The following is a 12919-nucleotide window of genomic DNA, read 5'->3' as shown; positions in this document are numbered from 1 at the left end:
TGCGCTGCGCAAATGTCTGGCGCCGGGTCCGCCTTCTGTAGCGGCTGAACAGTCGCTACAGGACTCAAACCCTGGACATAAAAAACCACCTCTGCAGGTGGTTTTTTTATAAGCGCGATTCACTCCCCGCGATAGATACAGCCACTGGTGCAGGTCTCGTGGATGCGAATCGCCGACAGCTCGGGCAGCAACGGCTTCAGCTCCTGCCAGATCCACTTCGCCAGGTTCTCGCTGGTGGGGTTTTCAAGGCCGGGAATATCATTCAGGTAGTTATGGTCCAGACGCTCGTACAGCGGCTTGAAGATCGTCTTGATCTCCGAGAAGTCACGGATCCAACCGGTATGCGGATCCATCTCGCCGCTCAGATGAATCGCCACCTTGAACGAGTGACCATGCAGGCGACCACATTTATGGCCGTCCGGTACGTGGGGCAGTTTGTGGGCGGATTCGAACGTAAACTCTTTGAAGATTTCCACGGTAATGTCAGCTCTGAAGAGTGGCCAGCGCGCAGCCGATGAATGCAGGGCGGCAGTTTAACAGCTTGCGCAGCGGCAAGTGCCTCAAAGCGCCAGCAGGCGCTCACCCAGGCGGCCATTGTCGACCAGTTCGAGAAACTCGTCGCCCAGGCGCCGGCTCTGCTCCATCGCCTTGCGCCAATAGGCCTGGCGGCCCTTGTCGTCGCCCATGTAACGCTTGAAGTCGTTACGATCAGGCAGTTTGCCGTGCGGCAGGCGGGCCAGGTATTCCCGCGAGGGCGCCAGTAGCAACACGTCCTGCAACCGGTCCGGATTACCCCGGCGCCAGGGCAGGGTCTTGTCGAACCAGCCGGGGATGACCTTGTCGGTGAAATGCGGATACAGCACCACATCATCACCGCAGTAGGGCAGGTCGAGGTGATAGTCCAGCAGTCCGCCATCACGGTAGGTGCCGGCGCCAACCCCGGCGATATCGCGCACGCCTTCCATCACCATCGGAATCGAGCCGGAGGCCAGCAGGCCCTGGCGCAGATTGTCCGCGGCCAGGGGCAGGCAGCGTGACGGAAAGTCATTGAGCGCCTGCAGGGGAGGGCCCCGTCGCGGATCATGCAAGATGACCCGTTCGAAATGCCGTGACAAGCGCGAGCGATTGACCAGGTTGTCGGCAATGACCGACGACAAACCAAGACCGAGGCGGCCCCGATGATCATGGGCAAGCAGCCCATGACTCTTCACGATCACCACGTTCAGGCGATAGTGGCTGTTCGTCAGGATCGACGCGTCGCGGCCATCGAGCAGGTCATGGAGCATGCGCCGGCAGCTCTCGCTGACCTGGGCCATGGTCACGCCCTTGGCGAAGCTCTGTTCGTTGTAGAGCTGGCCCAACCGCGTGATGCCCTCGGCAGCGTTGGGCAGGCAGGCACTGGCGAAGCGCCAGGCACCGATGGAGGCGCCGATCAGCGAGCGTTCCCGCGGACTGGCCGGCAGCCACTCTCCGAACAGGGCCAGGTCCAGCCCCTGTATACCGAGGGCCTTGGGACCGCCTGCCGCACCGGGCAAGGTACCAACGTCGGCGGCTTTCAAGCCCTGTTCGCGAATGCGTTGCAGGGTCCGCCTGCCGGCCTTGAGGGTCAAGGCGGGAAACTTGATATGGATGGCAGTCATACAGGCCTCGTTCTACCGGGACACTGATTATAAGGCAGCTCGCCAGCGGCGATGGAGGTTGTCCCGCAAAAGCCAGCCTCCAGGCTGGTCGCGCTCTGAAAAATTCAGTTTTGATTAAGTTGCGGCATTTACCCTGCGAAGCTGACAGATCAGCCGAAGTAGCACGGAACCAGCAACGCGGCGACTTCACTTATCAGATAGAACTGCGCGACGCTCAGGGAGTTGAGTGGGAGGTTGAATCGGACGGCATCGGCGGGCAGGTTCTCAAGGACCATCAGGACAGTTAATGACGTTGAATCTGCATGCCTGCACCCTGCTCGGGTTCGCGATCTTTTGCTCCACGGTTTCGGCCAATGACCTGAACCAGGACGAAGCCCTGCGCCTGCGTCGCCAGGGCGTCATCATGCCACTGGAGCAACTGTTGCGGCGAGCCTTGAGCCACTATCCCGGGGCCAAGCTGCTGGAAGCCGAACTGGTGAGCCGGCATGACGTCTATGTCTATGACGTCGAGCTGTTGACCCGTGCCGGTGTCGTTCGGGATATCGAACTGGATGCCAGCAGTGGTCGTTTATTAAAAGACAAGGAAGACGATTGATGCGGTTGTTGTTGGTGGAAGACCATGTTCCCTTGGCGGACGAGTTGTTGGCCAGCCTGACCCGACAGGGTTATGCCGTCGACTGGCTGGCCGATGGACGCGATGCGCTCTTCCAGGGAGCGGTCGAGCCCTATGACCTGATCATTCTCGATCTTGGCCTGCCGGGCTTGCCGGGGCTCGAGGTGTTGCACAAATGGCGCGCCGACAGCCTCGCGGTGCCGGTACTGATCCTCACCGCGCGCGGTTCCTGGGCCGAACGTATCGAAGGGCTCCAGGCCGGTGCCGACGATTACCTGACCAAACCGTTTCACCCGCAGGAGTTGCAGTTGCGGGTCCAGTCGTTGTTGCGTCGGGCTCGTGGCCAGGCCAACCAGCCGACCCTGAAGGCCGCCGGCCTGCACCTGGACGAAGGGCGCCAGTGCGTCAGCCGCGAGAATGGCGATGTCCAGCTCACGGCTGCCGAGTTCAGGCTGTTGCGTTACTTTATGCTGCACCCGGAACAGATTCTCTCGAAAAGCCATCTGGCCGAGCATCTCTACGACGGCGAAACCGAACGCGACTCCAATGTGCTGGAGGTTCATGTCAATCACCTGCGGCGCAAGCTCGGGCGCGGCGTGATTGAAACCCGCCGGGGCCAGGGTTATCGCTTTGGTGGCGCGGCCCGGTGAAGTCGATTCAGCGCCGCCTGAGCCTGGGACTGATCAGTGTATTGCTCGTCGCCGGACTGGTGGTGGCGCCGACCAGTCTCTGGCTGTTCGAGCTGGGTTTGCAGCGCTATCTGGAAGATGGACTGCACGCTGACAGCGAGAGCCTGCTGGTGGCGCTGGTACGCACTCCGCAGGGGCTGAAACTGGATGAGCGACGTTTGTCGCCGGCCTATCAGCGGCCTTTTTCCGGACACTACTTTCGGATCGATTTCGCCGATCAACACTGGCGCTCGCGTTCGCTCTGGGACCAGGAACTGCCCAGCGTCGAAAAGGCCGGACTGCACGCCAACCTGCAACTGGGGCCGGAAGGGCAGATGCTGTTGGTGCTGCGTTCGGACTATCGGCGCCTGGGGCAGTCGATCAGCATCAGCGTGGCCCAGGACTACACTCCGGTCCGCCGCAGTTTCCAGTTGATGCAGCGCATTGGCCTGGGTATCGGCCTGACCGCGTTACTCGTGATTCTGCTGTTGCAGCGGGTCACCGTGCGCCGGGCCTTGCGCCCGCTGGAGAACGCCCGCAAGCAGATTGCCCAGTTGCAACAAGGACAACGCTCGCAACTCGACACCCAGGTGCCGGTGGAGCTGGAGCCGCTGGTGTCGCAGATCAACCGCCTGCTGGCCCACACCGAGGGCAGCCTCAAACGTTCGCGTAACGCCCTGGGTAATCTCGGTCACGCGCTCAAGACGCCTCTGGCGGTCATGCTGAGCCTGACTTCCAGTGCGGAACTGGACGCCCACCCGCTGCTGCGCCAGACCTTGCGTGAACAGCTGGAGCAGATCCAGCAACGCCTGGAACGGGAGCTGGGGCGTGCCAGGCTGGCGGGGGACACCTTGCCTGGCGCGGCCTTCGATTGCGATGCGGAACTGCCGGCGCTGTTCTCGACCCTGCGCATGATCCATGGCGAGCACCTGTACCTGCACCACGAGGTTGTGTCCGGCTTGCAGTTGCCCTGGGATCGTGAGGATTTGCTGGAACTGCTCGGCAACCTGCTGGACAACGCCTGTAAGTGGGCCGATGCGCAGGTGCGTTTGAGTATTGTCGAGGTCTCGGCGGGCTATCGCCTGGAGATCGAGGACGATGGTCCGGGTATCCCGGAGCAGAGCCGGGCGGAAGTCTTCAGCCGCGGTACCCGCTTGGACGAACAGACCCGCGGGCATGGTCTGGGCCTGGGGATCGTGCGCGATATCGTCGAGGCCTGGGGCGGCGATCTGCGTTTGTCGAACAGCCCGCTGGGCGGACTGTTAGTGACCGTCGACGTGCCACGCCGCTAGTGCCTGGACGCGGAGCTGCTCGATCAGGCCGGCGAACAGCTCGTCCTTTCACTGAATGGAAAGCTGTCTGAGCGACATGAGGTGACATCCTTGATCGGTGGCGACAGAAGATAGGACGCCTAACGTCGTTATTTTTTTATTTTATCGCCTGGTCAAAGATAAGTAAAAAACCTCCGATGGGTGCCTATTTCACTGAAAATTATAGGGTTTTTTGATAGATCGTGGCCGCTACACGGTCATTGCGAGCTGGTGCGCAGGGAGAATAACGTCAACCCGTAATGGGCTGATATCCGTAGTGCATCATTTGCGTGTATCAATAGCCACTATGCTCAACTTTGGCCGTCCCCAGCCGTTAACCTGTTGAGCGCCTATTCCTATAAGAGAGCACCATCATGGGTCTGAGCCTGAAGGCGAAAGTCGTGTCCCTCGCAGTACTGCCGGTATTACTCTGCGCCCTGGTGATCAGTCTTACCACGGTCTGGATGTTGCGCAATCAGGCCAGGGATGAAGTGGAAGAGACCCATCAGCGTTTGCTCTCGGAAGCCAAGGTGACTTTGCAGAATTACGTCACCCAGGTGATGACCGCGATCAAACCGCTCTACGACGCTGCGGCCCCGGGCGATATGGCGGCCCGCGCCCAGGTGGTGAAGCTGCTGTCGAGCATCAAGTATGGCAAGGACGGTTACTTTTTCGGTTACGACTCGCAGATCGTACGGGTGTTCAAGAGTGACAACCCCGAGGGTGTCGGCAAGAGCTTCAAGGATGCCCGCGACCCGAATGGTGTCTACGTCAACCGCGACCTGGTGCAGGTCGCCAAGGACGGTACCCATTTCCTGAAATACAGCGCATCGCTGGCCACCAACGAACAGGTGCTGGTGCCCAAGATCGGTTACACCGAATACCTGCCCAAGTGGGATATGGCCATCGGCACCTTCGTCAACCTCGATGGCATCGATGCCCAGGTTGCGGAGCTGGAGACCAAGGTCCATCAGCGTATGGAAGGGGTGATCCTGAGTATCCTCGGGATCACCGCGCTGGTATTGCTGGCGATCGCGATCCTCGGGATATTGATGGCCAATGCCATTTTGCGACCTCTGCAACTGATGAAGCTCAGCCTGGACGATATCGCCGCCGGCGAGGGCGACCTGACACGGCGCCTGGCGATCACCAGCGACGACGAACTGGGGCAGTTGGCCGGTTCCTTCAACCGCTTTGTCGACAAGATCCATGGGCTGGTGCGACAGATCAGCGAAATGACCGTGCAACTGACCACCCTGGTCGGCCAGGTCAGCGACCAGGCCCAGCGTTCGGAACAGGCGATGGAGCGTCAACGGCACGAAACCGACCAGGTGGCCACGGCGATCAACCAGATGTCCTCGGCGGCCCAGGAAGTGGCGCGTGGCGCGCAAGGAGCGGCGGTCGCCGCGCAGCAGACCGATGCCGAGGGCAAGACCGCCAAGCGCGTGGTCGACGGCAGCATCCAGCAGATCCATGCGCTGGTGAAGGATATCCGCCATAGCGGTACCACCCTGGATAGCTTGCAGCAGGATGTGACCTCGATTGTCAGTGTGCTCGGGGTGATTCGTTCCATTGCCGAGCAGACCAACCTGTTGGCCCTCAACGCCGCGATCGAGGCCGCACGGGCGGGTGAGGCGGGGCGTGGCTTTGCGGTGGTGGCCGATGAAGTGCGGGCGCTGGCCAGCCGGACCCAGCAGAGCACCCAGGAAATCCAGGGCATGATCGACCGCCTGCAAACAGGGACGCAGGTGGCGGTGGAAGCCATGCGCCGTTCCAGCGACGCCGGCGACGGCACTTCGGACCGGGCCAACGAGGCCGGTGCGTCGCTGGATACCATGGCGCAGTTGATCGGTACCATCAATGCGATGAATGCGCAGATCGCCAGTGCCGCCGAAGAGCAGACCGCAGTGGCCGAGGAGATCAACCGCAGTGTGCACCAGATCGCCTCGGCGGTGGACAGCGTGGCCGATGAAACCCAGCGCAGTGCGCAGACCTCCCGCAGCCTGGCGGAGTTGGGACAGAGCCTGGGCAAGCTGGTGGGGCAGTTCCGGATTTAAAAGCATCGTCAGCAAGCGGGCTCCCACATCGTGGTGCCTGACGCAATTTTTGCGCACGACGAGGATACTGTGGGAGCTGGCTTGCCGGCGATAGCGCCCGTCCAGGCGCCCGATACCTGTCAGGCCTGCGCCAGACAGCCGCTAAGCTCAACGTTGGTGGCCGCAAGCCGCTAACCCGTTAACCGTCCATTCCTATAAGAGAGAACCATTATGCGTCTGAGCCTGAAGACCAAAGTCGTGTCCCTCGCGGTACTGCCGGTATTGCTCTGCGCCCTGGTGATCAGCCTGACCATGGTTTGGATCTTGCAGAGTCAGGCCAAGGATGAGGTGGAGGCAACCCGTCAGCGTCTACTGTCGGAGGCCAAGGTGACCTTGCAGAATTACGTCAGCCTGGCGATCACCGCAATCAAGCCGCTCTATGATGCGTCGGCTCCCGGCGATATGGCGGCGCGGGCGCAGGCGGTGAAACTGCTGTCGAGTATCAAGTATGGCAAGGACGGTTACTTTTTCGGCACTGACTCGCAGATCGTGCGGGTGTTCAAGAGTGACAACCCCGAGGGTGTCGGCAAGAATTTCAACGATGCGCATGACCAGAATGGCGTCTATTTCACTCGCGAGCTGGTCCGGGTGGCCAAGGACGGTAGCCATTTCCTCAGATACAGCGCATCGCTGGCCACCAACGAACAGGTGCTGGTGCCCAAGATCGCCTACACCGAATTCCTGCCGAAGTGGGATATGGCCATCGGCACCTTCGTCAACCTTGACGGCATCGAGGCTCAGGTCGCGGAGGTCGAGACCAAGGTCCATCAGCGTATGGAAGGGGTGATCCTGAGTATCTTCGGGATCGCGCTGGTGGTGTTGCTGGTGATCGCGGTCATCGGGGCACTGATGGGCAATGGCATTCTGCGGCCGTTGCTGCTGATGAAACTCAGCCTGGACGATATCGCGGCGGGGGAGGGTGACCTGACACGGCGCCTGGCGATCACCAGCGACGACGAACTGGGGCAGTTGGCCGGTTCCTTCAACCGCTTTGTCGACAAGATCCATGGGCTGGTGCGACAGATCAGCGAAATGACCGTGCAACTGACCACCCTGGTCGGCCAGGTCAGCGACCAGGCCCAGCGTTCGGAACAGGCGATGGAGCGTCAACGGCACGAAACCGACCAGGTGGCCACGGCGATCAACCAGATGTCCTCGGCGGCCCAGGAAGTGGCGCGTGGCGCGCAAGGGGCGGCGATCGCCGCGCAGCAGACCGATGCCGAGGGCAAGACCGCCAAGCGCGTGGTTGACGGCAGTATCCAGCAGATCCATGCGCTGGTGAAGGATATCCGCCATAGCGGTACCACCCTGGATAGCTTGCAGCAGGATGTGACCTCGATTGTCAGTGTGCTCGGGGTGATTCGTTCCATTGCCGAGCAGACCAACCTGTTGGCCCTCAACGCCGCGATCGAGGCCGCACGGGCGGGTGAGGCGGGGCGTGGCTTTGCGGTGGTGGCCGATGAAGTGCGGGCGCTGGCCAGCCGGACCCAGCAGAGCACCCAGGAAATCCAGGGCATGATCGACCGCCTGCAAACAGGGACGCAGGTGGCGGTGGAGGCCATGCGCCGTTCCAGCGACGCCGGCGACGGCACTTCGGACCGGGCCAACGAGGCTGGTGCGTCGCTGGATACCATGGCGCAGTTGATCGGCACCATCAACACGATGAACGCGCAGATCGCCAGCGCCGCCGACGAGCAGACCGCAGTGGCCGAGGAGATCAACCGCAGCGTGCACCAGATCGCCTCGGCGGTGGACAGCGTGGCCGATGAAACCCAGCGCAGTGCGCAGACCTCCCGCAGCCTGGCGGAGTTGGGACAGAGCCTGGGCAAGCTGGTGGGGCAGTTCCGGATCTAACAGGCCAGCCCCTACAGTTTTGTGTCTGATGCAATTCCTGCGTACGGCACAGATACTGTGGGAGCGGTGCTTGCCCGCGAAGGGGTCCTACCGCCAAAAGCTTCGCGGGCAAGCACCGCTCCCACAGGGACCGTGTCCGGCTTTAACTGGGGGGTATCAGGGCTTGCTTGCCATCCACAGTTTATTGTTCGCCGGTCGTGACATCCCGCATCAACAACCCGAACCGCAACTCCACCTCATCCGGTACCGGCAGGTACACCGTGTGCCCATCCCCGGGGGCCACCGTGATCCGCTCGCCACGCTCATTGCGCAGCTCATCCAGATCGAAATGCAGATTACCCGCGGGCGTCATCAGCTCCAGATGATCACCCAGCCCAAAGCGGTTCTTCACCTTGACCTGCGCCAGCCCCTCGCGCCGTTCCCCCGTCAATTCCCCGACAAACTGCTGGCGCTCCGAGACCGAGCTGCCGTGCAGGTAGTTCTGATACTCGTCATGCACATGCCGACGCAGGAAACCTTCGGTGTACCCGCGCTGGGCCAATGACTCGAGGTCATGCATCAGGCTGCGATCAAACGCCCGCCCGGCCACGGCATCATCAATCGCCCGGCGATAGACCTGGGTCGTTCGCGCACAGTAGAAATGCGATTTGGTCCGACCTTCGATCTTCAGCGAATGCACGCCCATGCCCGTCAATCGCTCGACATGCTGCACGGCGCGCAGGTCCTTGGCGTTCATGATGTAGGTGCCGTGCTCGTCCTCGAAGGCCGGCATCGACTCATCCGGTCGCTGGGCTTCCTGGAGCAGGAACACCTGCTCGGTCGGCGCCCCGAGACCGAGGGTCGGTTCGACGGGATCGAACGCCTGGACAATCTCGCCCAGCAGGTTTTCCGTGGCCGGCTGTGCCTTGTACTGCCAGCGGCAGGCATTGGTGCAGCTGCCCTGGTTGGCATCGCGGCGGTTCATGTACCCGGAGAGCAGGCAGCGCCCGGAATAGGCCATGCACAGCGCCCCGTGGACGAACACCTCCAGCTCCATGTCCGGCACCTGCTCGCGGATCTCGCCGATCTCCTCCAGGGACAGTTCCCGGGAGAGGATGATCCGGCTCAGCCCCAGTTGCTGCCAGAAGCGCACGCTGGCCCAGTTCACCGTATTGGCCTGCACCGACAGGTGGATCGGCATCTGCGGGAAATGCTCGCGCACCAGCATGATCAGCCCGGGGTCGGACATGATCAGCGCATCCGGGGCCATGGCGATCACCGGCGCCAGGTCCTTGAGAAAGGTCTTGAGCTTGGCATTGTGCGGGGCGATGTTCACCACCACGTAGAAGCGCTTGCCCTGGGCCTGGGCTTCCTGGATGCCGAGTGCCAGGTTGGCATGGTCGAATTCGTTGTTGCGCACCCGCAGGCTGTAGCGCGGCTGGCCGGCGTAGACCGCATCGGCGCCATAGGCGAAGGCGTAGCGCATGTTCTTCAGGGTGCCGGCGGGGGCCAGCAGTTCGGGGGAGGGGAGGGCCATGGTCGGATCGTTCGCAAAAGGTCGCGAGGTTAAGGCATTCGGAGTCCGGGGTTATTGATCTGGGTCTATTCGGCATCACTCCCTGTAGATAGCCGGCTTGCCGGCTGCTACAAGGTGTCCTCGGACCTTGAAAACAAAACACCCCGCCGGAGTTGCCTCGGGCGGGGTGTCGGGTACAGCTGGCGACTGTTTAGCTCGCCAGTATCGCGTGTTGCACCAGTTCCAGCAGCGGTTGCGGGTACAGGCCGAGGAAGAAGGCCAGTACCGCGATCGCCAGCAGCATCACGCCGCCAGCCTGCTGTTCCCAGTGCAGTTGGGCATCGACCCGACGCAGGTTCGGTTCGATCAGGTACAGGGTGACCATCACGCGCAGGTAGTAGAACACGCCGATGGCACTGCCCAGCACCAGCGAACCGATCAGCCACCAGTGATGGGACTCGACACCGGTCGCGATGATGTAGAACTTGCCGATAAAGCCGGCGGTCAGCGGGATACCGGCCAGCGACAGCATCATCACGGTCAGTACCGCGGTCAGGTACGGACGGCGCCAGAACAGGCCGCGGTACTCGTACAGGGCATCCGCGTCACGGCCCTTGTAAGGCGAGGACATCAGGGTGATCACGCCGAACGCGCCGAGGCTGGTGATCACGTAGGTGACCAGGTACACGCCCATGGCTTCCACGGCCATGCCCTTGCTCGCCACCAGGGCGATCAGCAGGTAGCCGAAGTGGGCGATGGACGAATAACCGAGCAGACGCTTGAGGTTGTTCTGGGTCAGCGCCAGCAGGTTACCCACCAGGATCGAGGCGATGGCGATCACCGCCAGCACATTGCTCAGGACGCCACTACTGGCCACCGGAGAGATCTGGAACAGGCGGATCATCACGGCGAACACCGCGACCTTGCTGGCAGTGGCGAGGAACGCCGCCACCGGCGCCGGTGCGCCTTCATATACGTCCGGGGTCCACAGGTGGAACGGTACCAGCGACAGCTTGAACGCCAGGCCGACCAACATCATGCCCAGGCCCAGTTGGGCGATCGGGCTTGGCAGGCCGGTAGCCGCCAGGGCGTGACCGATACCGGTGAAGCTCAGGGTGCCGGCTTCGGCATAGAGCAAGGCCATGCCGAACAGCAGGAAGGCCGAGCCCGCGGCGGACAGCACCATGTACTTGATGCCGGCTTCCAGCGAACGCTTGTTGAAGAAGGCATAAGCCACCAGGCCGTAGACCGGTACCGAGAGCAGTTCCAGGCCGATGAACAGGCTGGCCAGGTGCTGCGCGCTGACCAGGACCAGGCCGCCGGCGGCGGCCATCAGGATCAGCAGGTAGAGTTCTTCACGGTTGCCCGGGTAGCCATCGCCGCCATCGCCTAGGTAGGCATGGGCGAGGGTGACGCAGGCCAGGGTGGCGACCAGGATCAGCGCCATGTACAGGCAGGCGAAGTCGTCGATCTGGATCAGCGCTGTTACGGCCAGCGGCGCGACTTTCAGCGCCGGAATGATCGACAGCAGCGCCAGGTTGAGACCGGCCACCGAGAGCAGGAAGGTCTGTGAGTGGTTGCGGCGCCAGGCGATCGCCAGCATCACCACGATAATGGTGAGACTGGTGATCAGCAGCGGTGCAAGCGCAATAAAGTGTTGAGTCGTCAGGTCCATAGCGCTCTTACCGGGCCGAAGCGAGTTGAGTGAAGGCGGTGCCGATCCACTGCTGCACACCATGCATGGTGGCGGCGGAAGTATCGAGGAACGGCTGCGGGTACACACCGATGTAGATCAGCAGCACCGCCAGTCCCAGCACCATGATCAGTTCGCGGCCATCCATGCCGTGCAACACGGCATCGGATTTGGACGGGCCGAAGTAGGCACGGTGAATCATGATCAGCGAGTAGACCGAACCGAACACCAGGCCCGAGGTGGCGATCGCGGTAATCCACGGTGCCGCGACGAAGGTACCGATCAGGATCAGGAACTCGCCGACGAAGTTGCCGGTACCCGGCAGGCCCAGGGACGCGGCTGCGAAGAACAGGCTGATGGCCGGCAGATAGGCAATCTTCGACCACAGGCCACCCATCTCACGCATGTCGCGGGTGTGGGTGCGCTCGTAGAGCTGGCCGCTGAGGATAAAGAGTGCCGCCGCCGACAGGCCGTGGGCGAGCATCTGGATCACCGCGCCTTGCAGGGCCTGCTGGCTGCCGGAGTAGATCCCGATCAGCACGAAGCCCATGTGCGAAACGCTGGAGAAGGCGATCAGGCGCTTGATGTCGGTTTGCGCGAAGGCCAGGAACGCACCGTAGAAGATCCCGATCAGACCCAGGGTCATGGCAATCGGCGCGAACTCGGCCGAGGCATTCGGGAACAGCGGCAGGGCGAAACGCAACAGACCGTAGGCAGCGGTTTTCAGCAAGATACCGGCCAGGTCCACGGAACCGGCGGTCGGCGCCTGGGCGTGGGCGTCCGGCAGCCAGGAGTGGAACGGCACCACTGGCAGCTTCACCGCGAAGGCGATGAAGAAACCGAGCATCAGGATGTACTCGGTGGTCAGCGACATCTTGGTTTTCAACAGGTCGGTGTAGTTGAAGGTCATTACACCGGTGTTGTTGAAGTTGACCAGCACCAGACCGAGGATCGCCACCAACATGATCAGGCCGGAAGCCTGGGTGAAGATGAAGAACTTGGTCGCCGCGTAGATCCGGGTTTTCTTGCCGTCCGAAGAACTATGACCCCAGAGCGCGATGAGGAAGTACATCGGCACCAGCATCATTTCCCAGAAGAAGAAGAACATGAACAGGTCGAGGGCGAGGAACACGCCGATGACACCGCCCAGGATCCACATCAGGTTCAGGTGGAAGAAGCCCACGCGATGCTGGATCTCTTTCCACGAGCAGAGTACCGAGAGGATACCCAGCAGGCCGGTCAGCAGGATCATCAGCAGCGACAGGCCGTCGAGGGCCAGGTGCACGTTGATGCCGAAGCGCTGGATCCAGACGTGCTTGAACTCAAGCGCGAAGGTCGGATCGGCGCCAGGCGCCGGGGCCAGATGGAAATCCCCGTGGGCCCACAGCCAGAGGCCGAGGGCGAGTTCGAGGGACATGGTCAGCAGCGCAATCCAGCGCGGGAGGGTGGCGCTGAAACGCTCACCCAGCCAGCACAGCAGGCCACCGATAAAGGGGATCAGGATTAGCCAAGGCAGAATCATGACGGGCTCAATTCCTTTCGCAATGTCG

10 protein-coding genes and 3 pseudogenes are annotated in these 12919 nt (G+C 62.0%); 8 read left to right on the top strand and 5 right to left on the bottom strand.

Annotated elements, in window-relative coordinates:
* Positions 1-119: 119 nt before the first annotated feature.
* Positions 120-476, bottom strand: coding sequence for a 6-carboxytetrahydropterin synthase QueD (queD, locus tag M5B99_RS12645; protein ID WP_248804319.1), 357 nt, complete (start codon positions 474-476; stop codon positions 120-122).
* 84 nt (positions 477-560) lie between these two features.
* Positions 561-1640, bottom strand: coding sequence for a patatin-like phospholipase family protein (locus M5B99_RS12640; RefSeq protein WP_248804318.1), 1080 nt, complete (start codon positions 1638-1640; stop codon positions 561-563).
* A 185-nt stretch (positions 1641-1825) separates the two neighbouring features.
* Here M5B99_RS12640 and M5B99_RS12635 point away from each other — a divergent pair.
* From M5B99_RS12635 to M5B99_RS30220, 8 genes and pseudogenes are all read left to right on the top strand, one after another.
* A pseudogene (locus M5B99_RS12635) lies at positions 1826-1927 on the top strand (peptidase); the annotation flags it as partial.
* Positions 1927-2235, top strand: a complete 309-nt coding sequence (locus tag M5B99_RS12630) for a PepSY domain-containing protein (RefSeq protein ID WP_248804317.1) — start codon at positions 1927-1929, stop codon at positions 2233-2235. The pseudogene M5B99_RS12635 and the gene M5B99_RS12630, both read left to right, overlap by 1 nt.
* Positions 2235-2903 (top strand): response regulator transcription factor, encoded by a 669-nt coding sequence (locus M5B99_RS12625; RefSeq protein ID WP_248804316.1) that lies wholly within the window; start codon positions 2235-2237, stop codon positions 2901-2903. The genes M5B99_RS12630 and M5B99_RS12625 overlap by 1 nt, the downstream gene beginning before the upstream one ends.
* Positions 2900-4213, top strand: a complete 1314-nt coding sequence (locus tag M5B99_RS12620) for a sensor histidine kinase (protein WP_248804315.1) — start codon at positions 2900-2902, stop codon at positions 4211-4213. The genes M5B99_RS12625 and M5B99_RS12620 overlap by 4 nt, the downstream gene beginning before the upstream one ends.
* 392 nt (positions 4214-4605) lie before the next feature.
* Positions 4606-5430 (top strand): annotated as a pseudogene (locus M5B99_RS30235) (cache domain-containing protein); the annotation flags it as partial.
* A 36-nt stretch (positions 5431-5466) separates the two neighbouring features.
* The gene (locus M5B99_RS30230; RefSeq protein ID WP_412548728.1) at positions 5467-6288 is read left to right on the top strand and encodes a methyl-accepting chemotaxis protein; all 822 of its coding nucleotides are present in this window, start codon (positions 5467-5469) and stop codon (positions 6286-6288) included.
* A 210-nt stretch (positions 6289-6498) separates the two neighbouring features.
* Positions 6499-7323, top strand: a pseudogene (locus M5B99_RS30225) (cache domain-containing protein); the annotation flags it as partial.
* Positions 7324-7359: 36 nt separating this feature from the next.
* Positions 7360-8181 carry a methyl-accepting chemotaxis protein gene (locus tag M5B99_RS30220; RefSeq protein WP_412548727.1) on the top strand — a complete coding sequence of 274 codons (822 nt, stop codon included), beginning with the start codon at positions 7360-7362 and terminating at the stop codon, positions 8179-8181.
* Positions 8182-8362: 181 nt separating this feature from the next.
* Here the strand turns inward: M5B99_RS30220 and yegQ are convergent, their stop codons facing one another.
* The 3 genes from yegQ to nuoM all read right to left on the bottom strand — a co-directional run bounded on the left by yegQ (position 8363) and on the right by nuoM (position 12891).
* Complete coding sequence (gene yegQ, locus M5B99_RS12605) at positions 8363-9697, bottom strand: tRNA 5-hydroxyuridine modification protein YegQ (RefSeq protein WP_248804312.1); 1335 nt, start codon at positions 9695-9697, stop codon at positions 8363-8365.
* 190 nt (positions 9698-9887) lie between these two features.
* On the bottom strand, positions 9888-11351 hold the full coding sequence (gene nuoN / locus M5B99_RS12600) for an NADH-quinone oxidoreductase subunit NuoN (RefSeq protein WP_248804311.1): 1464 nt from the start codon (positions 11349-11351) through the stop codon (positions 9888-9890).
* A 7-nt stretch (positions 11352-11358) separates the two neighbouring features.
* Positions 11359-12891 carry an NADH-quinone oxidoreductase subunit M gene (gene nuoM / locus M5B99_RS12595; RefSeq protein WP_248804310.1) on the bottom strand — a complete coding sequence of 511 codons (1533 nt, stop codon included), beginning with the start codon at positions 12889-12891 and terminating at the stop codon, positions 11359-11361.
* Positions 12892-12919: the final 28 nt, after the last annotated feature.

The organism is Pseudomonas sp. MWU13-2100, assembly GCF_023242365.1.
GTDB lineage: Bacteria > Pseudomonadota > Gammaproteobacteria > Pseudomonadales > Pseudomonadaceae > Aquipseudomonas.
Note: the sequence above shows the minus strand (reverse complement) of the source record. Positions and strands in the feature narration are given on the sequence as shown.

Excerpts from the sequence above, each read along its gene's own strand:
- M5B99_RS12640 (WP_248804318.1), bottom strand. The coding sequence starts at position 1,640 with ATGACTGCCATCCATATCAAGTTTCCCGCCTTGACCCTCAAGGCCGGC.
- M5B99_RS12630 (WP_248804317.1), top strand. The coding sequence starts at position 1,927 with ATGACGTTGAATCTGCATGCCTGCACCCTGCTCGGGTTCGCGATCTTT.
- M5B99_RS12625 (WP_248804316.1), top strand. The coding sequence starts at position 2,235 with ATGCGGTTGTTGTTGGTGGAAGACCATGTTCCCTTGGCGGACGAGTTG.
- M5B99_RS30230 (WP_412548728.1), top strand. The coding sequence starts at position 5,467 with ATGACCGTGCAACTGACCACCCTGGTCGGCCAGGTCAGCGACCAGGCC.
- M5B99_RS30220 (WP_412548727.1), top strand. The coding sequence starts at position 7,360 with ATGACCGTGCAACTGACCACCCTGGTCGGCCAGGTCAGCGACCAGGCC.
- yegQ (WP_248804312.1), bottom strand. The coding sequence starts at position 9,697 with ATGGCCCTCCCCTCCCCCGAACTGCTGGCCCCCGCCGGCACCCTGAAG.
- nuoN (WP_248804311.1), bottom strand. The coding sequence starts at position 11,351 with ATGGACCTGACGACTCAACACTTTATTGCGCTTGCACCGCTGCTGATC.
- nuoM (WP_248804310.1), bottom strand. The coding sequence starts at position 12,891 with ATGATTCTGCCTTGGCTAATCCTGATCCCCTTTATCGGTGGCCTGCTG.